At 70.7% G+C, this 25,101-nt stretch carries 33 protein-coding genes; 16 read left to right on the top strand and 17 right to left on the bottom strand.

The genetic code is table 11. The features are described from left to right. Nucleotides 1-65 precede the first annotated feature (65 nt). The gene (locus tag ACFVU7_RS34750) at nucleotides 66-1,529 is read right to left on the bottom strand and encodes a TIR-like protein FxsC (protein WP_074005499.1); all 1,464 of its coding nucleotides are present in this window, start codon (nucleotides 1,527-1,529) and stop codon (nucleotides 66-68) included. 198 nt (nucleotides 1,530-1,727) lie between these two features. Here ACFVU7_RS34750 and ACFVU7_RS34745 point away from each other — a divergent pair, with 198 nt between their 5' ends. Further along, nucleotides 1,728-1,922 (top strand): DUF397 domain-containing protein, encoded by a 195-nt coding sequence (locus ACFVU7_RS34745; RefSeq protein ID WP_074005498.1) that lies wholly within the window; start codon nucleotides 1,728-1,730, stop codon nucleotides 1,920-1,922. 247 nt (nucleotides 1,923-2,169) lie between these two features. On the opposite strand, the gene ACFVU7_RS34740 is transcribed toward ACFVU7_RS34745, so the two are convergent. Then, nucleotides 2,170-2,526, bottom strand: a complete 357-nt coding sequence (locus ACFVU7_RS34740) for a helix-turn-helix domain-containing protein (protein ID WP_063780062.1) — start codon at nucleotides 2,524-2,526, stop codon at nucleotides 2,170-2,172. A gap of 137 nt (nucleotides 2,527-2,663) precedes the next feature. Here ACFVU7_RS34740 and ACFVU7_RS34735 point away from each other — a divergent pair, with 137 nt between their 5' ends. The 5 genes from ACFVU7_RS34735 to ACFVU7_RS34715 all read left to right on the top strand — a co-directional run bounded on the left by ACFVU7_RS34735 (nucleotide 2,664) and on the right by ACFVU7_RS34715 (nucleotide 7,189). Beyond that, nucleotides 2,664-2,984 (top strand): hypothetical protein, encoded by a 321-nt coding sequence (locus tag ACFVU7_RS34735; protein WP_387830418.1) that lies wholly within the window; start codon nucleotides 2,664-2,666, stop codon nucleotides 2,982-2,984. A 68-nt stretch (nucleotides 2,985-3,052) separates the two neighbouring features. Continuing rightward, the gene (locus ACFVU7_RS34730) at nucleotides 3,053-4,264 is read left to right on the top strand and encodes an acyl-CoA dehydrogenase family protein (RefSeq protein ID WP_074005496.1); all 1,212 of its coding nucleotides are present in this window, start codon (nucleotides 3,053-3,055) and stop codon (nucleotides 4,262-4,264) included. After that, the gene (locus ACFVU7_RS34725; RefSeq protein ID WP_388049211.1) at nucleotides 4,261-5,136 is read left to right on the top strand and encodes a hypothetical protein; all 876 of its coding nucleotides are present in this window, start codon (nucleotides 4,261-4,263) and stop codon (nucleotides 5,134-5,136) included. The genes ACFVU7_RS34730 and ACFVU7_RS34725 overlap by 4 nt, the downstream gene beginning before the upstream one ends. Next, on the top strand, nucleotides 5,133-6,131 hold the full coding sequence (locus tag ACFVU7_RS34720) for a ThiF family adenylyltransferase (RefSeq protein ID WP_388049208.1): 999 nt from the start codon (nucleotides 5,133-5,135) through the stop codon (nucleotides 6,129-6,131). The genes ACFVU7_RS34725 and ACFVU7_RS34720 overlap by 4 nt, the downstream gene beginning before the upstream one ends. Then, a complete protein-coding gene (locus ACFVU7_RS34715) occupies nucleotides 6,128-7,189 on the top strand; it encodes a TauD/TfdA family dioxygenase (RefSeq protein ID WP_388049205.1) in 1,062 nt (353 codons plus the stop codon). The genes ACFVU7_RS34720 and ACFVU7_RS34715 overlap by 4 nt, the downstream gene beginning before the upstream one ends. 10 nt (nucleotides 7,190-7,199) lie before the next feature. Here the strand turns inward: ACFVU7_RS34715 and ACFVU7_RS34710 are convergent, their stop codons facing one another. Beyond that, nucleotides 7,200-7,595: a MarR family winged helix-turn-helix transcriptional regulator gene (locus ACFVU7_RS34710; protein WP_158077779.1), complete on the bottom strand. Its 396-nt coding sequence runs from the start codon at nucleotides 7,593-7,595 to the stop codon at nucleotides 7,200-7,202. A 77-nt stretch (nucleotides 7,596-7,672) separates the two neighbouring features. On the opposite strand from ACFVU7_RS34710, the gene ACFVU7_RS34705 reads away from it, so the two are divergent. Next, on the top strand, nucleotides 7,673-9,151 hold the full coding sequence (locus ACFVU7_RS34705; RefSeq protein ID WP_388049202.1) for an MFS transporter: 1,479 nt from the start codon (nucleotides 7,673-7,675) through the stop codon (nucleotides 9,149-9,151). Between the two features lie 88 nt (nucleotides 9,152-9,239). Here ACFVU7_RS34705 and ACFVU7_RS34700 read toward each other — a convergent pair whose 3' ends face one another. Then, nucleotides 9,240-10,169, bottom strand: coding sequence for a helix-turn-helix transcriptional regulator (locus tag ACFVU7_RS34700; protein WP_388049199.1), 930 nt, complete (start codon nucleotides 10,167-10,169; stop codon nucleotides 9,240-9,242). 91 nt (nucleotides 10,170-10,260) lie between these two features. Between ACFVU7_RS34700 and ACFVU7_RS34695 the strand changes: the two genes are divergently transcribed. Continuing rightward, nucleotides 10,261-10,812 carry an NIPSNAP family protein gene (locus ACFVU7_RS34695; protein ID WP_388049196.1) on the top strand — a complete coding sequence of 184 codons (552 nt, stop codon included), beginning with the start codon at nucleotides 10,261-10,263 and terminating at the stop codon, nucleotides 10,810-10,812. 31 nt (nucleotides 10,813-10,843) lie between these two features. On the opposite strand, the gene ACFVU7_RS34690 is transcribed toward ACFVU7_RS34695, so the two are convergent. Both ACFVU7_RS34690 and ACFVU7_RS34685 read right to left on the bottom strand, forming a co-directional pair. Beyond that, a complete protein-coding gene (locus ACFVU7_RS34690) occupies nucleotides 10,844-11,371 on the bottom strand; it encodes a hypothetical protein (RefSeq protein WP_380782604.1) in 528 nt (175 codons plus the stop codon). A 95-nt stretch (nucleotides 11,372-11,466) separates the two neighbouring features. Then, nucleotides 11,467-12,972 carry an MBL fold metallo-hydrolase gene (locus tag ACFVU7_RS34685; protein ID WP_388049193.1) on the bottom strand — a complete coding sequence of 502 codons (1,506 nt, stop codon included), beginning with the start codon at nucleotides 12,970-12,972 and terminating at the stop codon, nucleotides 11,467-11,469. 78 nt (nucleotides 12,973-13,050) lie between these two features. Here ACFVU7_RS34685 and ACFVU7_RS34680 point away from each other — a divergent pair, with 78 nt between their 5' ends. After that, nucleotides 13,051-13,644, top strand: coding sequence for a TetR/AcrR family transcriptional regulator (locus ACFVU7_RS34680; RefSeq protein WP_388049190.1), 594 nt, complete (start codon nucleotides 13,051-13,053; stop codon nucleotides 13,642-13,644). 48 nt (nucleotides 13,645-13,692) lie between these two features. Here ACFVU7_RS34680 and ACFVU7_RS34675 read toward each other — a convergent pair whose 3' ends face one another. Both ACFVU7_RS34675 and ACFVU7_RS34670 read right to left on the bottom strand, forming a co-directional pair. Continuing rightward, entirely contained in the window at nucleotides 13,693-13,935 is a 243-nt protein-coding gene (locus tag ACFVU7_RS34675; RefSeq protein ID WP_375876465.1) for a hypothetical protein, read from the bottom strand. Then, nucleotides 13,932-14,300: an ATP-binding protein gene (locus ACFVU7_RS34670; RefSeq protein WP_388049187.1), complete on the bottom strand. Its 369-nt coding sequence runs from the start codon at nucleotides 14,298-14,300 to the stop codon at nucleotides 13,932-13,934. The genes ACFVU7_RS34675 and ACFVU7_RS34670 overlap by 4 nt, the downstream gene beginning before the upstream one ends. A gap of 138 nt (nucleotides 14,301-14,438) precedes the next feature. Here ACFVU7_RS34670 and ACFVU7_RS34665 point away from each other — a divergent pair, with 138 nt between their 5' ends. After that, nucleotides 14,439-15,332, top strand: a complete 894-nt coding sequence (locus ACFVU7_RS34665) for a helix-turn-helix domain-containing protein (protein ID WP_388049184.1) — start codon at nucleotides 14,439-14,441, stop codon at nucleotides 15,330-15,332. Nucleotides 15,333-15,334: 2 nt separating this feature from the next. Further along, a complete protein-coding gene (locus tag ACFVU7_RS34660) occupies nucleotides 15,335-15,532 on the top strand; it encodes a DUF397 domain-containing protein (RefSeq protein ID WP_388049182.1) in 198 nt (65 codons plus the stop codon). Between the two features lie 47 nt (nucleotides 15,533-15,579). Here ACFVU7_RS34660 and ACFVU7_RS34655 read toward each other — a convergent pair whose 3' ends face one another. Next, nucleotides 15,580-15,969 carry a hypothetical protein gene (locus ACFVU7_RS34655; RefSeq protein WP_388049179.1) on the bottom strand — a complete coding sequence of 130 codons (390 nt, stop codon included), beginning with the start codon at nucleotides 15,967-15,969 and terminating at the stop codon, nucleotides 15,580-15,582. A gap of 345 nt (nucleotides 15,970-16,314) precedes the next feature. Here ACFVU7_RS34655 and ACFVU7_RS34650 point away from each other — a divergent pair, with 345 nt between their 5' ends. Next, nucleotides 16,315-16,512 carry a DUF397 domain-containing protein gene (locus ACFVU7_RS34650; protein WP_380781858.1) on the top strand — a complete coding sequence of 66 codons (198 nt, stop codon included), beginning with the start codon at nucleotides 16,315-16,317 and terminating at the stop codon, nucleotides 16,510-16,512. A gap of 55 nt (nucleotides 16,513-16,567) precedes the next feature. On the opposite strand, the gene ACFVU7_RS34645 is transcribed toward ACFVU7_RS34650, so the two are convergent. Continuing rightward, nucleotides 16,568-17,071 (bottom strand): GNAT family N-acetyltransferase, encoded by a 504-nt coding sequence (locus tag ACFVU7_RS34645; protein ID WP_074005482.1) that lies wholly within the window; start codon nucleotides 17,069-17,071, stop codon nucleotides 16,568-16,570. 350 nt (nucleotides 17,072-17,421) lie between these two features. Between ACFVU7_RS34645 and ACFVU7_RS34640 the strand changes: the two genes are divergently transcribed. From ACFVU7_RS34640 to ACFVU7_RS34630, 3 genes are all read left to right on the top strand, one after another. Further along, the gene (locus ACFVU7_RS34640) at nucleotides 17,422-17,682 is read left to right on the top strand and encodes a DUF397 domain-containing protein (RefSeq protein ID WP_388049175.1); all 261 of its coding nucleotides are present in this window, start codon (nucleotides 17,422-17,424) and stop codon (nucleotides 17,680-17,682) included. A 35-nt stretch (nucleotides 17,683-17,717) separates the two neighbouring features. After that, nucleotides 17,718-18,134, top strand: a complete 417-nt coding sequence (locus tag ACFVU7_RS34635; RefSeq protein WP_388049286.1) for a DUF6879 family protein — start codon at nucleotides 17,718-17,720, stop codon at nucleotides 18,132-18,134. Between the two features lie 109 nt (nucleotides 18,135-18,243). Next, complete coding sequence (locus ACFVU7_RS34630) at nucleotides 18,244-18,765, top strand: DUF6879 family protein (RefSeq protein WP_388049173.1); 522 nt, start codon at nucleotides 18,244-18,246, stop codon at nucleotides 18,763-18,765. A 156-nt stretch (nucleotides 18,766-18,921) separates the two neighbouring features. Here the strand turns inward: ACFVU7_RS34630 and ACFVU7_RS34625 are convergent, their stop codons facing one another. The 6 genes from ACFVU7_RS34625 to ACFVU7_RS34600 form a co-directional block, all read right to left on the bottom strand. Then, nucleotides 18,922-19,473, bottom strand: coding sequence for a GNAT family N-acetyltransferase (locus ACFVU7_RS34625; protein WP_074005479.1), 552 nt, complete (start codon nucleotides 19,471-19,473; stop codon nucleotides 18,922-18,924). Further along, nucleotides 19,442-20,107, bottom strand: a complete 666-nt coding sequence (locus ACFVU7_RS34620; RefSeq protein WP_388049169.1) for a lasso peptide biosynthesis B2 protein — start codon at nucleotides 20,105-20,107, stop codon at nucleotides 19,442-19,444. Before ACFVU7_RS34620 ends, ACFVU7_RS34625 begins: the two co-directional genes overlap by 32 nt. After that, the gene (locus ACFVU7_RS34615) at nucleotides 20,104-21,801 is read right to left on the bottom strand and encodes an albusnodin/ikarugamycin family macrolactam cyclase (protein ID WP_388049166.1); all 1,698 of its coding nucleotides are present in this window, start codon (nucleotides 21,799-21,801) and stop codon (nucleotides 20,104-20,106) included. Before ACFVU7_RS34615 ends, ACFVU7_RS34620 begins: the two co-directional genes overlap by 4 nt. Nucleotides 21,802-21,879: 78 nt before the next feature. Then, entirely contained in the window at nucleotides 21,880-22,008 is a 129-nt protein-coding gene (locus ACFVU7_RS34610; protein ID WP_380781940.1) for an albusnodin family lasso peptide, read from the bottom strand. Between the two features lie 120 nt (nucleotides 22,009-22,128). Further along, complete coding sequence (locus ACFVU7_RS34605; protein ID WP_158077778.1) at nucleotides 22,129-22,269, bottom strand: hypothetical protein; 141 nt, start codon at nucleotides 22,267-22,269, stop codon at nucleotides 22,129-22,131. A gap of 62 nt (nucleotides 22,270-22,331) precedes the next feature. After that, entirely contained in the window at nucleotides 22,332-22,781 is a 450-nt protein-coding gene (locus ACFVU7_RS34600; protein WP_380781932.1) for an ATP-binding protein, read from the bottom strand. Between the two features lie 272 nt (nucleotides 22,782-23,053). On the opposite strand from ACFVU7_RS34600, the gene ACFVU7_RS34595 reads away from it, so the two are divergent. After that, nucleotides 23,054-24,277: a hypothetical protein gene (locus ACFVU7_RS34595; RefSeq protein ID WP_388049162.1), complete on the top strand. Its 1,224-nt coding sequence runs from the start codon at nucleotides 23,054-23,056 to the stop codon at nucleotides 24,275-24,277. Here ACFVU7_RS34595 and ACFVU7_RS34590 read toward each other — a convergent pair whose 3' ends face one another. After that, nucleotides 24,278-24,811, bottom strand: a complete 534-nt coding sequence (locus ACFVU7_RS34590) for an NUDIX domain-containing protein (RefSeq protein WP_380781928.1) — start codon at nucleotides 24,809-24,811, stop codon at nucleotides 24,278-24,280. Nucleotides 24,812-25,101: the final 290 nt, after the last annotated feature.

The raw sequence follows: 25,101 nt of genomic DNA, 5'->3' as shown, positions 1-25,101 counted from the left end.
CTCGCTGCGCTCGGCGGTCGCTTCGCGAGACACGCACCCTCCGATGATTCGTTCGCTTCGCTCACTCATTGCGGTCCTCGTCCTCCCAAGGGCGCCATCCCGTCATCGGGTTCATCGCCGTCGTCGCGGTACGGTGCGTGCTCGCGGTGCGGGTCGTTGCCGTTGTTCCGACTCCGGTGCTGGGTGCGGCCGTTGCCGTTGCTTCTGCTGTCGGCGGGATCGTCCCCCTGGTCGTCCCCGAAGGGGTCCGCCGGGGCTCCGTCCGACCCGTACCCGCCTCCTGGGCGCCGGAACGCGTCCCGCAGGCTCGGCCGCGGTGGCGGCGGTTCCTCCGGTTCGGCCCGGGTGCGGCCCTCGAAGGCGTACTTGGCCTTCATCGCCGCCCGGGGCAGCGCGTCGTCGAAGTCCTCCAGCGTGTGCAGCCCGGTCGGGCCGGTCGCGCCGAGGAAGCTCGGCCGGCTCGCGCGCCGGGTGATGCGCAGCGCATCGTCGCTCAAGTCGCCGAGTTCGTCGGAGCGTTCGGCGCACTCGGGGTCGTCGCCGTTGAACGGCTCCAGGATGCTCACCCAAGTGGCGTCCGAGCGGTCGAAGCGCCGGACCAGTTCGCGCCGGCGCGGGTCGCGCAGCGCCCAGCGGTCGAGCAGCAGCAAGCCGGGCGCCTCGGCGTTGCCGTCGATGATCGACTCGACCTCGTCGTCGAACTCGTGCACGGTCGGCTGGAACCCCAACTGCCGGGCGAGACGGGCCGCGTGCTGGGCGATCGGCGAGCCGACCGGCCGGTACGGGTGCCAGTCGGTGCGCCGTTCGCCGTAGTAGTCGGGGCTGCGGTCGGCGGGCAACTCGTTCTGGTGGTAGGAGAGTACGGAGATCCGCAGCTGCTTGGTCGGGGCGGTGACGTTGAAGGCGCTCGGGAGGGTGTTGAACTCCAGCCGCCGCCCGACCGGGATCACCGTCTCCTCGGCGACCTGGACGATCCGGGCCGCCAGCCGGTGCACGGCCAGCTCGTAGGAGGAGCGGAAGTAGCTGAGCTTCATCAGCGCGTAGAGCCCCTCGGTGGCGTACTCGGGTCCGAAGCTCGTGTGGTTGAACTGGAGTTCACTGGCCACGTTCGGCAGCCGGTAGCGGCTCATCGGCGCCCACAGCACCGGCACGATGCCGCTGGTGCGCTCGGAGTCGAGGTTCGCCGGGTAGACCGGCCGACGGGTGAAGGCGTGCCACTCCTGGCCGCACGGAACGCTGTTGAAGTACCTCGGGGAGTACAGGGGTACGAAGACCCGGCACGTCGCCAACTCGTCGGACAGCCGTTCGGCCCACAACTCGCCCTGGTGCATGGACTCGTCCATGAAGCCGACCGCGACCCCGTCCGGGACGGTGGTGAGCTGCAGCACCGCCTCGCAGAGGTCCCGGTACAACTGCCTGACCCAGTGGTTCGGGTCGCTCGCGCCCCGCGCACCGGCCTTGGGGGTGTGCGCGTAGGAGAGGAAGAAGTACGGCCGGGCGTCGTCCTCGTCCCAGCCCCGGTCAGTCACACGCGCCTCCCCCGGGCCCGTCGGCAAACCTGCCTCCCGCAGCCCCCGTGCGGCGGGGCTTCAGTGTAGGAACGACTGACACCCCAATGGAATAGCACAACGTCTCGCACGAATTGACATGACCGAAACGATGCCGCCACCCGTGCACAGGGAGCAGTACCCTCGTTCCGGCCGCCACGCACCACCAGGAGGGCATCCGTGGACCACCTCGACTGGCAGAGGTCCAGCACCAGCAGCGACAAGGATGACTGGATCGAGATCGCCTCCGCGGGCGACCACGTCTACATCCGGCAGTCCAACGACCCCACCCTCGTCGTCACCACCACCCGCATCAAGTTCAACGCCTGGGTCCGCGGCGCCAAGGCCGGCGAGTTCGACCACTTCGTCGCCTGACCCCGCCGGGCCCCTGAGGCGGGAACGGGAAAGCCGGACAATTCAGCGCCTTTCCCGATTTCTCCCGCGGACTTCCGCACCGCCGCGGACCCGGCCGGTTCCGCGGTGCGGAATGGGCCGGGCCCGCGGTCGACCGGCTATTCGCCGGGCCGCGCGTGCGAAGAAATCATTTCCACAATGTTTCGGCCGGTTGCACCGCACCGGAACGACGCCCTGATCCCGTACGATCGCGCGTCCGGCGCCCCGGTCAGCCGACGGCGGCCAGTTCGAGGTCCGCGTACGCCTGGCGCGCCCGCTCGATGTCCTCGCCGTACAGTTCCGACCAGGCGACGATGCCCTCGACCAGTCGCAACAGGCTCTCCCCCATGGGCGTGAGCTCGTACATCACGGCCGGCGGACGGCTCCCGACGACCCGGCGCCCGATGAAGCCGTCCCGCTCCAGGCGGACCAGCGTCTCGGACAGCACCTTGCCCGAAACGCCCTCCATGCCGGATTTCAGATCGCAGAATCGTCGCGCACCGGCGGAAATCTGCTGACAGGCGAGCATCGTCCACCGCTCGCCAATGCGGTCCATTACCAGACGCGCAAGACAGTCACCATTCATTTCGGTCTCCCCCCGTGGACCGGCTGTTACTTCGGGGTAACCATAACTCCCCAGGGTGCGGTCGTCACGGTGAAGTGGATCACGGTCCTGATCTATAACTGGGGACCTCCTCGATCACCACTTCCCAGGGGTTCCCCATGACCATTTCGCCCGAGAAGACCGTCACGGCCCTCGCCGCGGCCGCCCAGGCCGCGCCCGAGTGGGCCGCCGCGGGGGCCACCGTCCGCTTCGTCCTCAGCGACCCCGACACCGAGGTGACCCTCGACCCGCGGGGCCGGACCACCGACGACGCTCCGACCCACGTGCTGCGAATCAGCTGGGCCGACCTGCTGGACATCACCTCCGGCCGACGCACCTTCATGCGCTCCGTCACCGGCCGCCGGCTGTCCTCGCACGGCCCGGTGATGCAGACCTTCGCTTTCGGCCAGGCCCTGGCGGCCTTCGGCCTCGGCCGCTGAGCACCCGGAGTCCGGAATCCCGGACTCCGAGCCCTCCGGACGTCCACCACCCCAGACAAGGAGCACCCATGTCCACCCTCCACTCCCCCGCCGACCACCCGCTGCTCGCCGCCCACGAGGCGGACGCCCTGCGCACCGTGGTCGCGTTCGCCAAGGACCAGGTGGCCCCCGGCGCCGCCGAGCGCGACGCCGTCGAGAAGGGCCAGGTGGACTGGGACACCGTCCGCGCCGGTCACCAGGTCGGCCTGCTGCGGATGGCGATCCCCCGGGAGCTGGGCGGCCTCGGGCTGAGCCAGATCGCCGTCTCGCTCGTCCTGGAGGAGCTGGCCGCCGCCGACCCCGGCATGGCCGTGGTCTTCGGCGCGACCGGCCTGTTCCAGACCCCGATCCTGATCTCCGGCGACACCCGCCTCCAGGAGCGCTACCTGCCGAAGTTCCTCGGCCCCGACCCGGTCCTGGCGTGCAACGCCGTGGCCGAGGAGCGCAACGGCACCGACCTGGTGCTCCCGCAGAACGCGCCGCACGCCCAGGAGATGACCAGCGCGAGGCGTTCCGGCGGCGAGTTCCTGCTGAACGGCACCAAGCGGTACATCACCAACGCCCCGGTGGCGACGTACGCGACGGTCATGGCCAACCTGGAGGGCGAGCCCGGATCGACCGGCCTGACCTGCTTCGTCACGGACCTGGAGCAGGACGGCGTCACCCGCGGCGAGATCCACGACAAGGTCGGCTACCGGACCGCGCCGGCGGGCGAGCTGGTCTTCACCGACGCCCGGGTCCCCGAGGAGAACGTCCTCAACGGCCTGGCCGGCGGGTGGGACCTCAACGTGGCGATCGGCAACGTGACCCGGGTGACCTGCGCGGCACTGGCCACCGGCATCGCCCGGCACGCCCTGGAGCGGGCCGTCGCCTGGAGCGGCAGCCGCCGGCAGGGCGGCCGGCTGCTGTACGAGCACCAGATGTCCGCGCGCAAGCTCGCCGACATGGCCGCGCGCGTCTCCGCCTCCCGGGCCCTGTACCTGGACGCCGCGGTGAAGGCCGACAACGTCATCCCGACCCCCGCGTACGAGCCGGCCGTCGCCAAGCTGGTCGCCGACCGCGCCGCCATCGACAACGCCGACGCCGCCATGGCCCTGATCGGCGCCCAGGCCTTCCAGCGCGGGGATGGCATGGACCGGGTCCTGCGGGACGCCTACGGGCCGCGGATCTACGAGGGCTCCCCCGAGGCGCTCGCGCTCGTGATCACCGGCGAGCTGTTCTCCGTCCCGGAGATCCGATGACCACCGCCCTCGCCGACCGCCACCGCGACGACCTCCTGCGCGACGGCGCCGACATCACCCTGCCGGGCCTGGAGGAGTCGCTCACCGGGGACCCGCTCTTCCACGCGGTGAGCCCCGAGGGGCTGCTGGTCCTGACCGTCGCCGGCGCGCGGCTGCCGGCCGCCGCGCTGGAACAGGTCTACCGCTTCCGCCTGGTGCAGTACCTCCAGCGCGGGTGGGTCGACGCGGCCGCGGTGGCCGCCCGCGGTCTGCGCGCCGAACCGTACGACGAGTTCGCGCTGCGGGACTTCCACACCCTCGTCGTGGAACGGTCCACCGGGCGCCTGCGCGGCTACGGAACCCTGGCCGCGGCCCGCGACCACGCCGACACCCCGCTCGGCGACCCCGGCCACCGGCCGTTCGTCGTCGAGCGGGACTACGCCCTCCCGCTGGCCGAGCACCTCGGCCCGCGGACCCCCTCGCACCTGGTGCGGGAGGGCAAGCGCCTGGTCCGCGACTACGCGATGCCCCGCTCGCAGGCCGCGGTCAGCGTCCCCTGGTGGGTCTACCTGGCCTGGGCGGCCGGCTGCCTGGAGGTGCTGGACAGCGACCCTGCCGCCGCGATCGTGGGCGACGGCAAGCTCGAAGGGGCCGTCAACCAGCTGCGCCTGCTGGGCTTCGCGGTGCGGACGCTGGATGTCGCACCCGTCCCGCCCGACCCCACCGACCTCTTCGCCCCCATGTGGGACCAGCAGGAGCGCTCGTACCCCTTCGTCCTCACGGACGACGGGGCGCTGCGGCCGACGCTGGAACACCTGCGGACCGTGCTCGGCTCCGGCCTGGAGGGCTCGGTGCGCTCCCGACTCGTCGACTTCCTGGAGGCCCGGTCATGACCGCGATCGACGTGGAGACCCCCGAACAGGCCCGTGAGCTGGACGAGGCGCAGTTCTACGCGTGCCTGACCCAGCGCAACCAGGGCCTGATCCCGGACGAACTCCAGGAACGGATCGGCCGGACGCGCCTGCTGATCGCCGGCTGCGGCTCCATCGGCGGGGCCACCGTCCAGCCGCTCGGACGGATGGGGTACCGGCACTTCGTCCTGGCCGACGTGGGCACATACGAGCTCAACAACCTGAACCGGCAGAACGCCACGGTGGACGACCTGGGCCGGAACAAGGCCTCCGTCGGCGTCGATCTGCTGCGCGGGATCAACCCGCACGTCGACGCCCGGGTCGTCCCGGACGGCATCACCGCGGCCAACGTCCGGGCGCTGGTGGAGCAGGCGGACGTGATCGTCGACGGTGTCGACGTCACCACCCCCTCGGGCCTCGCGGCCAAGATCCGCCTGCACCAGGAGGCCTGCCGCCAGCGCAAGCCGCTGGTGACGGCCTGGGACATGGCGGGGATGCTCGCCGCCCAGTGCTTCGACTACCGGGTGGTCCGGGAGATCTTCGACGGCCAGATCGCCCCGGGCGACGAGGAGCGTCTGGACACCTGGGAGGTGGTCTTCCGGATCGCGCCCCGGGCGCACATCCCCGGCGAGATGTACCGGGAGCTGCGCCGCGGCCTGGCCCGGCCGGACTACAGCGTTCCCCAACTCACGGAGGCGGCGACCCAGTTCGGCGCGCTCGCGGTGCACATGGTCAACGTCCTGGTCTCCGGGCGGCCCCTGCCCCGCACCGTCGCAGTGGACGTCCACCACGTCGCGATGACCAGGGGCCGGCGCCTCGTCGACCGCCTCCACCGCCACCTGGAGCGGGCCCGTTTCCTCGCCTGGCTGCCGCCGGAGCAGGCCTGGAACGGCTTCGCCCCCGCACCGGTCTACCGGGCCCGCCGCCAGTGGGCCCTGCGCGTGGCCGGCCCGTCGAGAGAGAGGACAGCACCATGACCAGTGACTTCACCTACACCGACATCCGCAGCGCCGGCATCCGGCTGACCGCAGAGGAGTCGGAGCAGATCGCCCGGGCCGCGCTGGCCGTCGCCCTCGACTTCCGCGGGCACTCGCTGCACGACGCCGGTCTGCTGCACGCGGTCGAGCTGGCGGCCGCCGCGCTGCCGGCCCCGGTCCGGCGGGCGCTCATCGCGTTCCGCGACCGCAGCAACGCCGGCGGCTGCCTCCTGCTCGCCGGCCTGCCGGTCGGAACGCTGCCCGCCACCCCGGACCAGCCGGAGTCGGAGCCGACCTGGTCGGAGGTCCCGGTGGCGACGATCAGCCAGCTCATGGTCATGTCGATGCTCGGCCGCTCCATCTCCTACAGCGACGAGAAGGACGGCCGGCTGGTCCAGGACGTCTGCCCGAAGCGCGGCGCCGAGCAGCGCCAGGAGAACAGCGGCTCCGTCCTGCTGGAGCTCCACACGGAGGACGGCTTCCACCCCAACCCGCCGCACTTCCTCAGCCTGGTCTGCCTGCGCGCGGACCACGACCAGGTCGCCGCCACCGTCAGCGGCGGGATCGGCGACGCCCTGCCGCTGCTGGACGCCGAGACGGTGGCGGCCCTGCGGCGGCCGGAGTTCCGGACCAGGTTCAGCTCCTCCTTCGTCCCGGACGCCTCGGTGGGGGTGCTGACCGCGCCCATGCCGGTCCTCTCCGGCGAGGAGGACTGCCCGGACCTCATGGTGGACTTCCACGCCACCGTCGCGACCACGCCGCGGGCGCGGACCGCGCTGGAGCGGCTGGAGGAGGCCGTGCGCCGCACGCTCAAGGGGCTGGTGCTCCGGCCGGGCGACCTGATCATCCTGGACAACCGCCGTGCGGTGCACGGGCGCACCGACTTCACCCCGCGCTACGACGGGAACGACCGCTGGCTGCGGCGCTCCTTCGTGGTCACCGACCTGCGGCCGCTCAACGGCCACCTCGGCCAGGGCGGTCAGGGCCGCAGCCACCGGCCGGTGACCCCGGTGGCGGCCGGCGCCGAGCGCGTGCTGGTGGGCACGGCCGGCGTCTGACGCCCCGGGCTCAGGCCATCCACACCCGGGCGTCGGCGTTCTCGTCGGTGATCCGCTTCAGCTCCCCGTCGACGGTCGCGGCCGCCCGCCGGAAGACCTCCCGCCCCGCTTCGGTGAGTCGGATCTGGTAGCCGCGGCCGTCGCCCGGGGAGGGCCTGCGGTCCACGTACTCCGCGTCGACCATCTGCGTCAGCATCCGGGAGACCTGGGGCTGGCTGCGCGAGGTGCGGGTACTGACCTCTCCCGGGCGGACCCAGTCCCCCTCCGCCCACAGCACCTCCATGATCTCGTACGCGGTCACGCAGAGGTCGAACTCGTCGGACAGGGTGTGCTCGATCCTCTGGTTCATCTGCGCGCAGACGCGCACCAGGGACAGCCACCGATCGGCAAGAGGAGTGTTCGCCACGCTCCGCAGTCTAGATCCGACCCCCCTTCCATGTCGATTCATGCGCATGTATCTTGTTGCCCCGGAAAGGAGAACCGATGACTGAGGCAATCTCACTCGTGGACGCCAAGCAGGAGAACGACCGAGGAACCGAGCAGGGGCAGGAGCGGCAACCCGCCAAGACCTCCTGGATGCCGATGGCCGCCGTCGGCGTCGCCCAGCTGATGGTCATGCTGGACTCGACGGTCGTGAACGTGGCGCTGCCCTCGATCGGCTCCGAGCTCCCCGCCGACCAGACCGCCCTCCAGTGGACGATCAGCGCCTACATCCTCATGTACGGCAGCCTGCTGCTGTTCGGCGGCCGCGTCGCCGACGTCGTCGGACGGCGCCGGTCCTTCCTGGCCGGCCTGACCACCTTCGCCGTCGCGTCCGTCCTGTGCGGCCTCGCCGGCAACCAGGAACTGCTGATCGCCGGCCGCGTGCTCCAGGGCCTGGGAGCCGCGGTGCTCTCCGCCGCCGCCCTGTCGATCGTGGTGACGGTGTACCAGAACGAGGACCAGCGCAAGGCCGCCCTCGCCACCTGGAGCGGCCTCGGCGTGATCGGGGCCATCCTCGGCGCCGTCCTCGGCGGGCTCGTCGTCTCGGCCGTCAGCTGGCGCTGGGCCTTCCTGATCAACATCCCGATCAGCCTCGCCTCCGGGATCATCGGCCTGCGCAGCCTGCCGGCCTTGCGCGCCGACGGCCGCCGCCCGCTGCGCCTGCCCACCGCCTTCTTCGCCACCGCCGGCCTGGCCTGCCTGTCCTTCGGCCTGATCCGGCTGCACGACGGCATGACCTCCGTCACCGCGTGGGCCAGCATGGGCCTGTCCGTACTCCTGCTCGCCGGCGTCGCCCGGGCCGAACTGGGCAAGTCCGACCCGCTGCTCCCGCTGCACCTCCTGCGCATCCCCACCTACTGGCTCAGCAGCCTCGGGCTGCTGCTCGCCGCGATCGTGATGATGGGCAGCTCCTACCTGGCCAGCAACTACTTCCAGGGCGCGCACGACATGAGCGCCTTCGCCACCGGCCTCTCCATGCTCCCCATGGGCCTGGCCGCGCTGGTCTTCGCCTCCGTCGTGCCCAACCTCATCGGCGCCGTCGGCCCGGGCCTGACCTACCTGATCGGCGCACTCACCCAGATCGCCGGCGCCGCCGTCCTGGTCACCGGACCGTCCAGCACCGTCGTCGCCATCGTCGCGCTGACCGTCATCGGGGCCGGCCTGCCCACCTGCTTCGTCCCGCTGTACGGGGTCGGCACCTCCCACGTGCTCCCCGAGGAGTCCGGCGTCGGCTCCGGCCTGCTGAACACCTTCAACGAGAGCGGCGCCGCCCTCGGCATCGCGGTGATCGGCACCATCCTGGCCACCTCCACCGACGGCGAGCTGGCCTCCGGCGCCACCGCCCCGGACGCCATGACCACCGGCGTCGGCAACGGCTTCCTCGCCGTCGTGATCTGCGCGGCCCTCGCCGCCTGCATCGCCCTGGGCCTGCACCGGCTGACCCGTGCCGCCGGGCAGACCGCGACCACGGAGTCCTGAAACCACCCCCTCCCCGGGCCGAACCGGCCCCCCGGAACGCCCGACCGGCCCCCCGCCGGTCGGGCGTTCCGCTGTCCGGGCCCGGGGGTCACCCCCCGTAGCGGGCGGCCAGGGTCCGGACCGTTGCGGCGATGCGGGCGCGGAGTTCGGCCGGTTCCAGGACCTCGACGTCGGCGCCCAGCCGCAGGAACTCCCCGTGCGCGTGGTCCAGCGACTCGATCGGCACCCGGGCCTCCGTCCAGCCGTCGGCCGCGGCGGCGACCCCGAGGCGCCGGGCGCCCTCCGGAGTGAGCCGGAGCAGCGCCTCCCCGGTGTGCAGCCGGGCCCGGAAGTCGGCGAGGTAGTCCGCCCAGTACGCGCCCAGGCCGAAGCCGTCCGGCACCGCGAACCCCTCGTCCAGCTCGCGCAGTTCGACGACCTGGTCGACCCGGTAGGTGCGCATCCCGGCCGGACCGGCGGCGACCAGGTACCAGCGCCCCGCCTTCAGCACCAGCCCGTACGGCTCCACCCGCCGCTCGATCTCCTCCGGCGCCCGCCAGCGCCGGTACCGCAGCACCACCGCCCGCCGCTCCCACACCGCGGCGGCCACGGCGGCCAGGTGGGGGGTCTCGTCCGCCGCGCCGTACCAGCCGGGCGCGTCGAGCAGGAAGCGCTCCTGGATCCGCCCGGCGTGCTCGCGCAGTTCGGCCGGCAGGGCCGCCCGCAGCTTGAGCTGGGCGGCGGCGAGCGCCTCTCCGAGGCCCAACTGGGCTGCGGCGCCCGGGAGTGCGGCGAGGAAGGCGGCCTGGGCCTCGTCGGCGGTCAGCCCGGTGAGGCGGGTCCGGTAGCCGTCGACCAGCCGGTACCCGCCGGCGTGCCCGGCGTCGCCGTACAGCGGGACACCGGCGGCGGCGAGCGCCTGGACGTCCCGGTAGACCGTACGGACGGAGACCTCCAGCTCCGCCGCCAGCTGCTCGGCGGTCAGCCGGCCCCGGTTCTGGAGCAGCAGGAGCAGGGCGACCAGCCGACTCGCGCGCATGCCGCCCAGTATCCACTGACAGGGGATGTCAGGGGAGCGCTCCTACGCTGCGGCCCATGAACGACTTCACCCGCACCGGGGCGGCCACCGCATGAGCCCCGTCGTCGAACTCCGCCGGTACACCTTGCACCCTGGCGCCCGGGAGACCCTGATCGAGCTGTTCGAGCGCGAGTTCGTGACCGGCCAGCAGGCGGTCGGCATCACCGTCGGCGGCCGCTTCCGCGACCTGGACGACCCGGACCGCTTCGTCTGGCTGCGCGCCTTCCCCGACATGGCCGACCGGCGGCGCGCCCTGGAGGCCTTCTACGGCGGCCCGGTCTGGCGGGAGCACCGCGACGCGGCCAACGCCACCATGGTCGACAGCGACGACGTCCTGCTGCTGCGCGGCCCCGGCTTCACCCCGCCCGCGGGCGCCCGCGAGGTCCTCGCCACCGTCTGCCACCCGGCCGACGCCGCCGCCTTCGACGCCTTCGCCACCGAACACCTGCTCCCGGCCCACGCGTTGCACCGCACCGAGCACGCCGAGAACGACTTCCCCCGGCTGCCCGTCCGCACCGGCGAGGACGTCCGCGTCTGGTTCGGGCCCGCCGAGCCGGCCCCCTGGCCGTCCCGGCGACTTCGGCTGGAACCCGTCACGCCGTAGCCCCCGGACGCACCCCGCCGCACCCGCTCCGTCAGGGGCCGACGAGCCCCGCCAGCTCGTCGGCCGACTCCGGTGCCAGGCGGTAGAACCCCTGGAGGCCGACCGCCCGTTCGAGGCGGCCGTCCACCACGTGCTTCAGGTTCCGCGTCCGGTTGCGGCGGTTGCGCCAGGTGAGCCGCTCCAGCAGCTCGCCCGGCACCGGCCGGTCGAAGCGCACCGGCGTCGCGTCCACGTGCACCGCCGAGGCGCCGCAGCCGCCGGCGCCGAGCATCGACCAGGCCTCGTGCCCGGGGAACGCCGGGTCGTCCCAGCTCGCGGCGGCGGCGCCGCAGCAGTCGCCCCGCTCCCGGTCGACCACCCGCATCCGGCTCACCACGAACACCTCGCACCGGTTGACGTGCAGCGCGTACACCTCGTCCCCGGCCCGGGCCCCCGACCAGGCGGGCAGCGAGGTGTGCACCCCGCTGAAGGCGACCGGGGGCCGGGCGCCCACGTGGCCGGCCTTGCGCAGGGCGCGGCAGGTCGGCTGGGTCCACAGGACGGTGAAGGCGTCGGGCATGCGGCGATCGTAGGAGCGGGCACGGACAACGGCGGGGTGCGCGTTCCCTGCGCGCGCCGGGCACGTGCCCTACGCGCCCGCTCCTGCTGCCGCCCCTACGCGCCGGCCCCGGAGAGCCAGCCGTCGACGGGGACCCGGCAGGAGTTGAGGATTCCGGCCACCATCCGGTACGTCCCGACCAGCGCCAGCAGCTCCAGCAGCCGCGGCGCGGAGTAGCTGTCCGCCAGCGCCTCCCAGGTGGCCGGGGAGAGCGCGTGCCCGTCGTGCAGCTCGTCGACGGCCCGCAGCAGGACGCGGTCGGTCTCGGCCCAGTCGGGGTGGTCCGGCCCCTCCGGGACGCGGGCGATCTCGGGCCCGCTCAGCCCGGCGAGGCCGCCGAGCCGGACGTGGTGCAGCCACTCGTACGTCGAACCGGTGCGGTGTGCGGTGCGCAGAACAGCCAACTCCCGTTCGCGGGGCGGGATCGTGCCCTGGTTGAGCAGGGCGAGCAGCGGCGCCAGGCTGGTCAGCAGGTCGGGGTGGTGCCCGATGGTGGCCAGCACGTTGGGCACCGGGAAGCCCTCCAGCGGCCCGGCTCCCTCAGCCGGGAACAGCTGCCGGACGACGCCCGGCAGGCCCGCGGCCAGCGCGGTGACCTCGGCGGCGACCTCGGCCCCGGCCCGCGGGGCCAGCAGCGGGGCGGGCTCGTACGCGTCCAGGAGGCCCAGGAGTTCCATCTCGCCCGGGGTTCCGTCGCCGTTGAGTTCGCGGTGGACGGCGCCGATGTTGAGGACCAGCCGCTCGGGGTCGGCCAAGTCGGCGAGGCCGATCAGGTCCATCTCCCGTGCGGCGCGCAGCACCGGCACGCCCGCCCGGTGGGTGCGCTCGGCATGGTCGCGGACCCGCTCCAGGTAGTCGCGGAAGGAGCGGACCTCGGGCTTGCCGACGACCGGCCCGTGCCCGGGCACGATCGTATCGACGTCCAGGCCGAGGATGCGGTCGCAGACGGCGATCCAGTTGCCGATCGGGCCGCTGTGGATCACCGGGTGGCCGCCGATGAACAGCAGGTCCCCGGCGAACAGCACACCGGAGTCGGGCAGTTGGACCAGGATGTCGCCCTGGGTGTGGGCGGGGCCGACCTCGATCAGCCGGACGGTGCGCCGCCCGACAGCCACGTCCAGCTCGCCGGTGAAGGTCCGGTTCGGCGGGGTCGGGGTGATGCCGCCGAAGTCGAAGGTCTCCCGCATCCGCTGGACGACCTTCGGCAGCCGGAGGTCACCCGGCGCGGCGACCACCGCGTGCAGGTGGTCGGCGCGCATCTCGGCCGCGGCAGCCTCGGAGGCGATGGTCACGACGTCCGGGAGGAGCTGGTTGCCCCACCAGTGGTCGCCGTCGCTGTGGCTGTTGACCAGCGTGCCGATGGTGACGTGCGGCAGGGCGCGCGCGACGGCGTCGAGCAGCTCGCGGGTCTGCGGGACGGTGAACAGGGTGTCGACGAGCAGGGCCTCGTCGCCGGAGGCGATCAGCCCGGCGTTGCTGAGGCCCCAGGAGCCGTTGGGCTGCAGGTAGGCGTAGGTGTCCGGGGCGATCTCGTGCAGGCCGAGGGTGTACGGGACGGCCATGAGTGGGCCTCCTCACTGATTGGACTGGAGTACCAACATGTACTCCAGTCCATCAATGGATTCAAGTACGCTCCCTTTGTGACCTCTCCTCCCAACCGACACGACCAGCGCCGCACCGCGACCCGGGAACGGCTCCTGACGGCAGCCCTGGAGCTGTTCGCCACCCAGGGGTACGCGGCCACCACCTACGACCACATCGCCGAACGCGCGGACGTGGGACGCCAGACGGCCTTCAACCACTTCCGCCGCAAGGAGGACTTCGTCACCGCCTGGGTCCAGCAGCGGCACGAGGTGCTGAACCGGCAGGACGAGGCGAGCGCATCCACCGGCGACTCCGTCATCGATGCGCTCGCCGACGCCCTGCGCACCCTCGCGGAGCTCAACGAGCGGGAGTACGCGCTGGCCAAGGACCTGCACGACAGCGGAGTCCTCCACGCCGCCTTCGCCCTCGGCGCCACGACGCCGCAGGCGTTCGTCACCGCCACCACCCGGGGAGCCGAACAGGGCGAGATCCGGCCGGACTTCGACCCGGCGGCCGTCGCCGACCTGGTGTTCGACACCTACATCATGACCCTCGGCCGCTGGCTCGCCGCCGGCGCGGACCGCCCGCTCGCCGACGCCCTGCTGGCCAGGCTCGACATCCTCGCCACCGGCTTCACGGTCGGCTACTGACCGCACGGGCGCGGGCCCCGTCCGACGGACGGAGCCCGCGTGCGCCCGCTACCGGTACTGCCTGAACTCGCGGACGAGCGCGAGCAGGTTGATCAGAGTGCTGGCCGGAACATTGCCGAGCGAGACCAGGACCTGCCCGTTCAGGACGGTCTCCCCGGGCTGGGCGGACGGCCAGAGCAGGCCGAACTCGCGCCCCTCGGCGCGGAGTTCCACGATCAGGCCGGCGATCTGCCGACTGGTGAGGTGCCGGATCGCGGGATCGGCCGGCCGGATGGGATAGAGGGCGTTCACGCGACCAGGTCCAGCTCGAACCAGACCCGCTTCCCGAGCTTCTGCGGCTCGACACCCCAGCGGTGCATGAGCCCCTCGATCAGCTGCAACCCCCGCCCCGACTCGGCGAGCAGACCGAACTTCTGATGCTTCGGCAGCTCCGAGCTGCGGTCGGCGACGGTGACGCGGAGGGTGCCGCCGGAGTAGACGACCGTGACGACGGGCGAGGCCGTCAGCCCGTGCCGCCACGCGTTCACGACCAGCTCCATGAGCGCGAGTTCGGCGTCCCCGATGACCGGGTCGGGGTACCCGGCGCGCTCCATCGCGTCGCGCAACACCTCGCGGGACACGGTGAGGGAGGGGGAGTTGAGGTTGGGGTCACACATGGGGAATCTCCCATCAGCTCAAATGAGCTACGCACGGAGAGACCTGACGCCTCATCCGGCGAGCAGTGCAGTGAAACTTTAGGGTCTTCTCGGCAAAGTTGGCAACACGCTCTGCGCATGGATCTACACTGTCCGTAGGTGACGGTCCGCGAGGAAGGCACGCCGGTGGCATTCAGGACTGGGATCAGCGAACGTCAGCGCCGGTTCGGCGAGGAGCTTCGCCGTGTACGTGATGCCGCCGGACGCTCGGCGCTGGAGATCGGCCAGGCGATCGGCGTGAAGGGGCCAGCGGTCAGCCACATCGAATCCGGTCGGATGGGCCTCAACCTTGACCGATTGAATGTCTGGCTTGATCTGTGCGAGATCACAGACACCGACTACCGAGCCGGTCTTGCAGCCATGAGCAAGGGTTCCAAGACGGCCTGGTGGAACGACTACAAACCTCACGTGCATCCCACCGCGATCGATCTCGCCGAAGCAGAGGCGAGCGCGACGGCCTTGGACAGCTACCAGACGCTCCTGATTCCCGGCCTGCTCCAGACCAAGGCCTACAGCGAGATCATCCACGACTACGCGGAGAAGAGGGTCGAGTTCCGTCAGCGCCGACAGGAGCTGCTCGCCGTCGAGAACGCCCCACCCTTCCACGCTGTTATCCATGAAGCGGCTCTGCACATGATGTACGGGGGACCGACCATCATGCGCGACCAGCTGAACCACCTCATCGAGGTCAGCAGGCTGCCCCATGTCACGGTCCAGATCCTCTCGTTCGACTGCACCACCTACTCCCGGAGTGAGACCCCGTTCGTCCTGATGCACGGGGCTCACGTACGCCTTGACTCGGTTCTGCTGGAACATCCACATGATTCAGACTTCTTGGGAGATCCTGAGGACGTGGCCGCATTCCGACGTAGGTTCGAGCGACTCAGGGGACTGGCCCTGCCGCCCCTGAACACGGCCACGCCCTCGTCGCCTTCCCATCGCGACTCGTGGGGCTTGATCCAGCACGTTCGGTACAAGATTCAAGGTAGGTAGTCATGAGCCAGCTCAACTGGCAGAAGTCGAGCTTCAGCGGCGACAGGGCAGACTGCGTCGAAATCGCGTCCGCTGGCGACCTCGTCTACATCCGTGAGTCCGACGACCCCACCACCATCGTCGCCACCACGCCCACCAAGCTCGCCGCCTGGCTCCACAGCGCCAAGGCCGGCGAGTTCGACCACCTCGCCGAAGCCTGACTCCCCTCCCCCGTGCCCCGGCGGTGGGCCGGGCACGGGGACCCCGTTCAACCCACTCGCCCCGCCAGTCCCAGCACGCGGTACCAGTGGCTCGTCTCCACGCCCTCCGCATCGAGCCCGGCCAGGTCCCGGAAGCGCTCCCCCGCGATCCACTCGAAGAAGAACTCCTCGACACTGCCCGCGACAGGCTCGACCCTGCACCCGGTGAACCAGATGCAGCCCTCGTCCGGCACCCTCCACACGCTGCCGTCGCGATCCACCAGCAGCGGGCTCGACGCGGCTTCCCCGAAGTAGAAGAACCGCGACGCGTCCTCCAGCACCCCACCACCGGGCAGCCCCGCTCCCTCCAGCCCCTCCGCCCACTGCCGGTCGGCCAACTCGTCGGCCCGGTAGAGCCGGCACGAGTGGTCCAGGTAGAGCCCGTCACTGGCCGCCATCAGCTCCCTGACCCCCTCGGGCGTCCCCGCCGGAACCGAGCTGCCGTCCCCACCCTGCGGCACCTCACAATCCAGGAGCCCCAACTCCTCCCGGTACACCGCCAATGTGGACCGCAGAAGCCCCATCACCTCGAAGACGCCAGCCATCTCCCCACTCACCCCCAAAACGACAACCCCCTAAAGTCTCGCGCGGGAAGTCGACTGGGCCGACTTCCCGCGCAGAGAGCAAGCTCTCGGCCCGTACGCCAGGCATCCTGGGACACGAGCCGTCGTGGTAGCAGCACACGCACGGCAGAGGCTGTACCGGACTTGCTCCAGCCGTCACACAGCGCCGGAAAGGTAGACATGGAACAGCTCAACTGGCAGAAGTCGAGCTTCAGCGGCACCAACACCAACTGCCTTGAGATCGCCTCCGACGGTGAGCTGGTCTACCTCCGCGAGTCCGACGATCCGACCCGCATCGTCACCACCACCCGCCCCAAGCTCGCCATCTGGCTCCACAGCGCCAAGGCCGGCGAGTTCGACCACTTCATCGAAGCCTGACTTCCCTCCCCCGTGCCCCCGGCGCCGGGCCGGGGCACGGGGCCTCCGGGTCAGCTCACGCGTCGGGGTGTGCGGACAAGGCGAGCCAGTCAGTCCACGAGATCCCCCGGCCGAGGAAGCGCGGCTGCTCGAACGGCCAGTCGGCGGCGATCCACTGCGGCACCAGCGCGTCCAGGGCCCGCTCGACCTCACTGCCCACGAGGTCGTCCACCACCCACCAGGCGATCTCGCCGTCGGCGCCGGTCTTCGCGGGCGGGTCGATGTAGACGCAGCCGAGCAGGGCCGTCTCCGCCTCGTCGAGCAGCGCGTAGTTGAACGACTGGTGTGCGGCGATCTCCTTCTCGTGCCGCAACAGGTCGGCCTGGTTGGCCTCGAAGGTCATGGTGGCCGCGGGCCAGCCCCAGGCCGGACCGAAGACGGTCCACAGCCGCTCGCGCGAACCCATCACGGCCGGATAGTCGAGCGGCGCGTCCGCCTCCCGGACCGGCCGCAGGTGGTGGCGCCCGCCGGGCAGTGGCACGTGGACGGGGTGGACGAAGTCATCGGGAAGCCAGCTCATGGCGCCCGACCGTAGCACCGTGCCGGCGCCCGCCCCCCTGGTTTTCTCCCCACCAACCGGACGATCCCGCCGCCCCGGCGCAAGGCTCGTCTCCACACCTTCCGCATCGAGCGCCCGACCAGGTCCCGGAACCGCTCGAAGACGCCAGCAATCTCCCCACCCACCCCCACATCAACAACCGCCTAAAGCCTCGCGCGGGAAGTCGACAGGGCCGACTTCCCGCGCAGAGAGCAACCTCTCGGCCCGTACACCCGGCATCCTGGGACACGAGCCGTCGTGGCAGCAGCGTGCGCACGGCAGAGGCTGTACCGGACTTGCTCCAGCCGTCACACAGCGCCGGGAAGGTAGCCATGAAACAGCTCAACTGGCAGAAGTCGAGCTTCAGCGGCGAGGAGGCCAACTGCGTCGAAATCGCGTCCGCTGACGACCTCCTCTACATCCGCGAGTCCGACGGCCCCACCGCCGTCGTCACCCCCACCCCCACCAAGCTCGCCGCCTGGCTCCACAGCGCCAAGGCCGGCGAGTTCGACCACTTCACGGCCCTGAAAGTGCCCACCGTTGAGATCCCCCAGCACGTCCTGGAGGAGGCCGTTCGTATCCTTGGACGGTGACCAGTGGCGCGCCCACTTCGACGGCTACCAGCACGATGCCTTCCGGTTCGAGGCCCAGCCCGCCTACACCATGCCCAAGGAGGCCGAGAACCTCGCGGCACCGGCGGGTGCACGGCTTCGTCTCCTCCGGGCGGACGATCGGCCGCGTCCGCGTGGTGCGCCGGCCCCTCACGGACTACCAGCGGTACCAGTTCGCCTGGGGCATCCCCGGCAACATCACCGCGGGGGAGGACATCCGGATCCTGGACGCCACCGAGCGGGATCTCGGGATCCCCGACCAGGACTGGTGGCTGTTCGACGGTTCCTCGGCCGTCCACCTGAACTTCCGGCCTGACGGCACCCAGATCAACCGCGAACTGGTCACCGGCGACATGCGCCAGTACCAGGAGTGGAAAGAGCTCGCCCTGGCCCACTCCGCACCGTTTCTCGAATTCCTGAACACGCTCGGGTGACACTCGACCCGGACCAGCCCGACCGACGGCCGTCTACCACCGCTTCCATCTCCGCCAACTGATCTACTCCCAGTAGCAGTTGAGCCCTAGCCCAGCCGGAGGATTCCCAGTGAGCATCTCAGGCGAAGACTTCGAGAACCTCTTCTCGACGTTCCAGCGGGAGGCGTTCCGACTGGAAACGCTTGACGACTACAGCGGGTCATCGAACGCGGCGAGCCTCCGCGCGTTCCTCGATGGTGAACCGCAGCCGGCCGACTACAACCAGGAGTGGGTGGATGAGGTCCGGGCGAACACCGCCGGCGGGAAGCGCATGTACCGGGTCCACATCCTCTCCCGGCCGCTGACCCCCTACCTCCGGTTCGAACTCGGCTGGGGATACGCCAAGAACGCCACCGCCGGGGAGGAGTTCTTCATCCTCGACACCACCGACCAGCCGAATCCGCTCGATGGTGTTCCCGACTTCTGGGTGTTCGACGAATCCACCGTCATCACCATGCGCTACGGCGACGGCGGCACGTTCGTCGACGCCGACAGGGAGTCGACCACCGAGAAGTGGCTGGGGTACCGCGACCTCGCCCTGAGCCGTGCGGTGCCCTTCGCCGAGTGGTGGGCTCGGCACGGAAGCGAGTGAGAGGAACGGATCCCGAATGAGCGTTCAAGCCTTGCGGCTACCATCGCGCAGGAAGTCGGCCTGGCCGACTTCTCACGCACGCGATGGGGCTGGGTCCGCGTCGCCGCTTCGGCTGAACCGAAGCGGCGACGGAGGACTGATGCCGAACCTTCGGCCTCAGACGGACTTGGCATCAGACAAGAAGTCGTCCGCAACGGCGTCCATCAGCAGTTCGTCGCAGGGACGGCCCAGCCAGTAACCCGACTGCCGCAGTCGGCCGGCGGACTGGAACCCGGCCTTCTGGTAGGCAGCGACACCCGCCGCGTTCGGCTCCAGGACCTTGAGCCACACCATGCGCAGGGCCGTGTACTCGAAGGCCCAGCGGAGCGTCAGCTCAGTGGCCTCAGCGGCGAAGCCCTTCCCGCGTGCCTCGGGGGCCAGGAGGATGACGTACTCGGCGGTCCGCACGACCGGATCGATCTGGAGGGTCGTGATGCCCACCGGGGTGTGGCCGTCGGCGGTGACCACCTCGAACTGGGGGTAGTCGCGGTTGCGGCCCTGGGCCTCCCAGCCACCGGCGCGGACCTCCCAGGACTGGGCGACCTGCGTGCCGAAACCGAGGATCGTGCCGGGGTCATTCTCCCAGCGGTGGTAGTCGGTCAGGTGGTCACGGTTGGTCATCGCCAGGCTGACGCGCTTACCGGGCAGCAGGATGTTCGGAGTGGGCATCGGGGCCTCGTTCCAGGTCGGTTGGTGCGTTGATCGGCGTGTAGTCGCCAGTGTGCTCGGGTTCTTCGACCGGCAGGCCGTGAACGTCACAGATCCAGGCGTGCAGCCGTATCGGGTCGGTGGCCACCCCGTGCCGCCAGGCACCCCCACGGCCGCCGAGCGCGAGCAGGAGCGAGGCCGCGGTGGACTCCTCCAGGCATGCGACGCGGGCCGGGAACGGACGAGCGGCCCAGCGGACCGAGCGTATCGCCAGGCGGGCGTGAGCCGTTGTCGGCAACGGGAGGTTCCCGCCGAGTTCGGCGAGGTGGCGCAGGCGGCCAAACCTCGATCCCCGGCGGCCAGCGGTGCGAACGGCAAGGGTCGTCGCCAGCACGACAGCAGCAGCCAGGCGCCAGGCCAACGGCGGTGGGACGAGCGCCTCCAGGCGGGCGGGGGACTCGCTCGTGCCCCAGGACACCTCCGAGTCCCTGACCGTCACCGGAACCGGAGCCGAGCTCTGCTCCAGCGCAACGAGCCAGCGAGCGAGTGCCCCACCCGTGAGGACGATCGTCTCGCCGGTCCGGTAGTTGACGACGACGCCCGCCCGGCCGGTCAGGGCGGTGCGCGTGTGCGAAGTCGGCACGGGCGTGGTCACGCTGTCTCCTCCCACTGAACCGCCTGTCCGGCAGCCGTCGAGGACCGGAGCCACAGCTCCGTGCCGAGGACGGGTTCGATCAGCCCCCACGGGATGTCAACGCCGAGCACGGCGTTGCCCAGCAGCGAGCGCAGGGCCGCCGGGTGGACGAGGCCAAGGTCCGCGAGGTAGCCGCCCGTGAGATCCAGGACGCCAGCCTTGTTCGCGCGCAACCCGTGGTGGTGGTCGGCCGCGAACACCCCCTTGGCCCCCCGCTGGAGGACAGCGGGAGGCAGGAGACGAGCCGCAACATCGGTCAGCAGGGGCTTGTACCGGTGCGCGGACCATCGCTCGGGCGCAGGTGTGGCGAGGACGGATTCCACAATGCGGGTGTCCGTGAAGGGGCTGTGCATCTCGATGCCGTGCGCGGCAGCGAGCTGGTTCTCCGTCGCGGCGCTGCGGCCGACGTAGCGGGCCTCCTCCAGGAGGTGGCGGTCCGCGTACCCGAGGCCATTCACCTCCGAGTACGGGGCGGTAACGGCGTCGGCCAGATCGAGCGAGTAGCGGGTGAGCCACGGCCTTGGCGCCGATGCCCCACCGAGCTTGCCCGGGGCATTGCAAGCGGCGGCCATCGCCGTCCAGGGGCTTGACCGGTAGAGGCGCGCCCATGCCTGTGCGTCGCCGGCCAGGCGCAGGAAGCGGCCCGATCGTGCCAGATCGGCCATGTGCACGGGCGGTGGCATGAACAATGAGTCGCCACCGTCCCCCGTCAGATGGACGTCAATGCCCTCCGAATCCAACATGTCGAGCTGTACGCCCAGTTGGGCATGAACCATGGCGGACGGCGCTGGTTCGTCCGTCAGCGGGAGGGAGCCGAGGCCGGTGAACGGCAGGTGCTCCGGGCCCAGGGACATGAAGCGGTGGCGGATCACGGGAAACACGCGGGCGACGGCACGGGCGTGGTCGATGTCTCCACCGCTCTCCCTGCCCTTGGGGTGGTAGGTCAGACCGGTGACCGGACCGCACTGGGCGGCGAGGGCCGCCAGAGTGCTGGAGTCCAGGCCACCCGACAGATCGGAGGAGGCCGCACGGCCGGAAACCCGGATGCGGACGCCGCCCGCCAGGTCGGCCCGCAGTCGTCGCACGGCATCGGCCCAGGCGAGTTCGGGCACCCGCCAGAACGGGGTGAAGCCGGAGGCGCCGGAGGCGGTGGCCGACCAGCGGTGTCCCGGCGGTACCTGCTCCACTCCCGTCCACGCCGACCGGCCGGGAACCCAACCGGTCGGGTTGGCCAGGTGCGCGGCCAGCCAGGCAGTATCGGGCTCGGCGTCGAGCAGGGAGGCCAGCGCGAGCGAACTCGACGCCCACACCGGGGCCCCGTCCCTCCGGGCGGTGTAGACAGGGGCGACGCCCGCCGGGTCGGCCCACACCGTGCACACGCCGTACCCGTCATCGAAAACCAGGGTGTACGCGCCAGCCCAGGCCGTAGCCGCCATGTCCAGAGCACGTAGGTCCGCAGACCAGACAAGGCGGATCAGCTCAGCGTCCGTCGCCCCGCACGGGCCGAACACAGCCAGGCGCCGCCCACCCGTTTCCTTCGCCGAGCGCACAGGAGCACCTGCCGACCAGGCCAACGGCCCACGCCAGACAACCCGTGCACCGACCGGCACCCGGGACGGAGCAGAACGGGAAATCGACCCGCCGAACAAGCTCATGTGATCACCTCCGTGCAGTGAGCGCGAGAGTGGTGCGGCGGCACCCCCCGGGGGTCGTGAGGTGCCGCCGCAGTACTGTCAGGCGTTGTAGGGCGAGCGCTTGCCCTCAACACTCTGGTTGTTGCTGCCCTTCGTCAGGACCGCCGCGTCTCCCAGGACGACGGCCTCCTCCTCCGGCTCGGGGTCGAGCTGGGCGAAGTCCTCCATGGTGTTCACCTCCCTTCGTTGCCGTAGGGCGTGGCGGGTCCACTCCCCGTCACGGTGGTGCGACCCCCCGACCCTGGTGTCGTCGTCGGGGCCGGGGGGAGTCTTGAGGTGAGCCAATGCTCAGGCCGGCGGCTCGTGGTCCGGTGCCGCCAGCGAGATGTGCGCCAGGCCGTGGTGGTCGGCGTCCAGTTGGTTCACCGCGGCGGTTCCGAGGAGGAACACCGTGACCACGTGACCGAGCGCCCAGACCCCCGTCAGCACCGCGCCAACGGGATCACGACGCTCGCCATGGTGTTGGCCGCGAGCCCCAGTTCCGTCCGAGGTCATGGCGTCGCCGTCCTCAGCGCGAACCAGACCCACTTGCCGAACGGGGCCCAGTCCACTCCCCAACGGGACGAGAGGGATTCCACCAGGCCGAGGCCATACCCGGACTCCGCCTGACCCTCCGGCTCCGTGCGGCACGGCAGTGCGCGGGACGAGTCCCGGACCCCCACCCACACCGACGCCTCCTGTCGGTCCACCGAGACGGAGATCCGCGAACACCCCGTGTGCTTGGCCGCGTTGGCAACCAACTCGGTCACCAGCAGCTCAGCCACGTCCGCAAGGTACTCAAGGGACCATGCCGTCAGAGCGGTAGTCACCAACTTGCGTGCGGTCCCCGCAGATTCGGGATGGCAGCGCAGATGGAGCAGGCACCCGAGGTCACCAGACCGTACTACCGGGATCTCGATGTGCTCGGTACCTGATGGGTCGGCGGTTTTGATCAGACTCATCGGTAGAACCGCTCCCCTCCATCAGTCGGGCTCCCGGCGTCCTCCCGGAAGCGATCCCAGAATCCCGTGGCAGGTGGTGTCGAAATAAGGCCAGCGCGTGTACCCACGATGGGTAAACTCGCGGTCAGTTATCTCACGTGACACTGAGCAATGATCCTCCTTGCGCTGAGGGGCAGCTGGCCATGAGCGAGTCCACTCCGTCACCAGGGCTTCCGCGTCGGCTGCTCACGGACCCCGAAATGGTGGCGGCATGCGCGGAGAGAGACTTCGCGTTGATCTTCCAGATCGCCAAGCGCAAAGGCGGTTTCCACCCTTCACGCGTCGCCCGAGCGTGCGAGCTGACACCCAGCAGGGTGGGCGAGGTGATGAAGGGCCGACCGAAGATCACCAACATGACCGTCATCGAACGCATCGCAGACGGCCTACGGATTCCGGGACGGATGCTCGGCCTGGCGGACCGCAGTTGGGAACCGTCACCGATCCCACGCCGGGACCCAACACCGGTGGTCGAGCCTGCCCGTACCCCGTTGCCGGTCGTGGATTCGCGTTCAGGCAGCGATCTCGACAACATCCTCGCCATCGCGGCGGGCACGCGGGTCACGCCCAACGTCCTGCGGTCCCTCCAAGCGTCCATCGAGGACTACTGGCGGCGCGATGACCAGCACGGCGGCGAAGCGCTCCGGCCAGCGGTAATCGGTCAGCTCAGATACGTCACGGGCATAATGCGCGACACCGCCGATCCCAACTACCGGCGCAGCCTGCACGGCATCGCTGCCGAGCTCGCACGCCTCACAGGGTGGACGTACTTCGACGCACGGCAGTACAACACCGCGCAGGGCTACTTCACTGAGTCGCTTCGGCTCGCACGAGAGATCGACGACCGCCCCTTCATCGCCAACGTGTTGGCCTGTCTCAGCCTCCAGTCGACCTACCAGGACAGGGCACAGGACGCGATCACGCTCGCCCTAGCCGCGCAGGACAGCGCGCGCCTTGTCGGCGGTACGCCGAGGCTACTGGCCATGCTGTCGATGCGCGAAGCCTTCGGCCACGCGAGCGCACACGACCAGGCGTCGACCCACCGCGCGATCACCGAGGCGCAACAGCACTTCGAGCGCATCCGCGAGGGGGACGACGACCCCGCATGGGTCGAGTACTTCGACCGCACCAAGCTCACTGTGGACACCGGCATCGCCCTCGGCCAGCTGGGAGACGCAACCGCCGCCGAACCCCTCATCGCCGAAGCCTTACGGGCCGAACCGACGACGAACCTCCGGGGCCGCGCGTTCCACAGCTTTTGGCTCGCACGCACCCAGCTCCAGCAGCGGCAGGTCGAGTTGGCGTGCGCGACCGCCACGGAAGCCGCCGATCTCGTGGCAGTGATCGAGTCCCCCCGAGTGGTCGCCCACCTCCAGGAGTTCCGCCACCTGCTCACGCCCTACCGGGCCAATGCCTCAGTAGCGACGTTGGCCGACCGGATCACCAGTGCGGCCGGCTGATCAAAGGCCAGCCTCGTCCAGCAGCAGGTGGAGCACGCCCACGAGCGTGCCACTGCTGACGATCTCGCGACGGTTGATCATGCCGCGCAGATCGGACAGGGGAATCCACTCGATCCGGTCGGACTCGTTGCGCTCGGTCGGCGGTCCCACGTACTCCGCGGCGTCGGCCCGGAAGACGAAGTGCTCCGAGTCGGTGATCCCGTTCGCCGGCTGCGCGTAGATCAGCGGCTTCACGTCCGAGACCTTCCAGCCGGTCTCCTCCAGTGCTTCACGGGCCGCAGCCTCCGCCGGGGTCTCATCCGGCTCGACCAGGCCCATCGGGAGTTCCCAGGCCCAGGTGTCGGTGATGAAGCGGTGCCGCCACATCATGAGGACCTGCTTCTCGCTGTTCACGATGGCGGCCACGGCCAGGTGCCGCAGCTTGACCACGTGGTACTCCCAGCGGCGCCCGTCAGGCTGCTCGACGTCGACCAACCACAGGTTCACCCAAGGGTTCTCGTAGATCGGACGTTCCCCGTGGATCTTCCACTGCATCGCTGCGACCCCTCTCGACGGACCATCAGCATGTCAGACGCCGCAGGCTGGGCAAGCGGCTTCCAACCCGTTTGCGTCACACTGACGAATAGGGGCACCTTGCTCGCAGCCGTGGGGCCCAGGAGCCGCCAAGCCGATCGGGAGGACAGCGTGCGTAGGAAGTCGGCGGGGCCGACTTCCTACGCACGCAATGAGGTTGGTGGTTCAGGCGCGCCCGCGCCGCAGGAGGGCCTCGGCCGGGGCGGCGGCCTGCCGCACCGGCGCCTGCCGGGAGTCGGCTGTGGCGCTGC

Source organism: Kitasatospora sp. NPDC058046, from assembly GCF_042885595.1.
GTDB lineage: Bacteria > Actinomycetota > Actinomycetes > Streptomycetales > Streptomycetaceae > Kitasatospora.
This window is presented reverse-complemented; position numbering and strand designations above follow the sequence as displayed.

Coding starts and splice junctions, on each gene's coding strand:
- ACFVU7_RS34715 (WP_388049205.1), top strand. CDS start 6,128: ATGACCAGTGACTTCACCTACACCGACATCCGCAGCGCCGGCATCCGG.
- ACFVU7_RS34590 (WP_380781928.1), bottom strand. CDS start 24,811: ATGCAGTGGAAGATCCACGGGGAACGTCCGATCTACGAGAACCCTTGG.
- ACFVU7_RS34700 (WP_388049199.1), bottom strand. CDS start 10,169: ATGCGCGCGAGTCGGCTGGTCGCCCTGCTCCTGCTGCTCCAGAACCGG.
- ACFVU7_RS34705 (WP_388049202.1), top strand. CDS start 7,673: ATGACTGAGGCAATCTCACTCGTGGACGCCAAGCAGGAGAACGACCGA.
- ACFVU7_RS34600 (WP_380781932.1), bottom strand. CDS start 22,781: ATGAGTCTGATCAAAACCGCCGACCCATCAGGTACCGAGCACATCGAG.
- ACFVU7_RS34690 (WP_380782604.1), bottom strand. CDS start 11,371: ATGCCCGACGCCTTCACCGTCCTGTGGACCCAGCCGACCTGCCGCGCC.
- ACFVU7_RS34735 (WP_387830418.1), top strand. CDS start 2,664: ATGACCATTTCGCCCGAGAAGACCGTCACGGCCCTCGCCGCGGCCGCC.
- ACFVU7_RS34655 (WP_388049179.1), bottom strand. CDS start 15,969: ATGGCGGCCAGTGACGGGCTCTACCTGGACCACTCGTGCCGGCTCTAC.
- ACFVU7_RS34685 (WP_388049193.1), bottom strand. CDS start 12,972: ATGGCCGTCCCGTACACCCTCGGCCTGCACGAGATCGCCCCGGACACC.
- ACFVU7_RS34615 (WP_388049166.1), bottom strand. CDS start 21,801: ATGAGCTTGTTCGGCGGGTCGATTTCCCGTTCTGCTCCGTCCCGGGTG.
- ACFVU7_RS34645 (WP_074005482.1), bottom strand. CDS start 17,071: ATGAGCTGGCTTCCCGATGACTTCGTCCACCCCGTCCACGTGCCACTG.
- ACFVU7_RS34725 (WP_388049211.1), top strand. CDS start 4,261: ATGACCACCGCCCTCGCCGACCGCCACCGCGACGACCTCCTGCGCGAC.
- ACFVU7_RS34740 (WP_063780062.1), bottom strand. CDS start 2,526: ATGAATGGTGACTGTCTTGCGCGTCTGGTAATGGACCGCATTGGCGAG.
- ACFVU7_RS34720 (WP_388049208.1), top strand. CDS start 5,133: ATGACCGCGATCGACGTGGAGACCCCCGAACAGGCCCGTGAGCTGGAC.
- ACFVU7_RS34660 (WP_388049182.1), top strand. CDS start 15,335: ATGAGCCAGCTCAACTGGCAGAAGTCGAGCTTCAGCGGCGACAGGGCA.
- ACFVU7_RS34635 (WP_388049286.1), top strand. CDS start 17,718: ATGCCTTCCGGTTCGAGGCCCAGCCCGCCTACACCATGCCCAAGGAGG.
- ACFVU7_RS34610 (WP_380781940.1), bottom strand. CDS start 22,008: ATGGAGGACTTCGCCCAGCTCGACCCCGAGCCGGAGGAGGAGGCCGTC.
- ACFVU7_RS34730 (WP_074005496.1), top strand. CDS start 3,053: ATGTCCACCCTCCACTCCCCCGCCGACCACCCGCTGCTCGCCGCCCAC.
- ACFVU7_RS34625 (WP_074005479.1), bottom strand. CDS start 19,473: ATGCCCACTCCGAACATCCTGCTGCCCGGTAAGCGCGTCAGCCTGGCG.
- ACFVU7_RS34695 (WP_388049196.1), top strand. CDS start 10,261: ATGAGCCCCGTCGTCGAACTCCGCCGGTACACCTTGCACCCTGGCGCC.
- ACFVU7_RS34670 (WP_388049187.1), bottom strand. CDS start 14,300: ATGTGTGACCCCAACCTCAACTCCCCCTCCCTCACCGTGTCCCGCGAG.
- ACFVU7_RS34640 (WP_388049175.1), top strand. CDS start 17,422: ATGAAACAGCTCAACTGGCAGAAGTCGAGCTTCAGCGGCGAGGAGGCC.
- ACFVU7_RS34650 (WP_380781858.1), top strand. CDS start 16,315: ATGGAACAGCTCAACTGGCAGAAGTCGAGCTTCAGCGGCACCAACACC.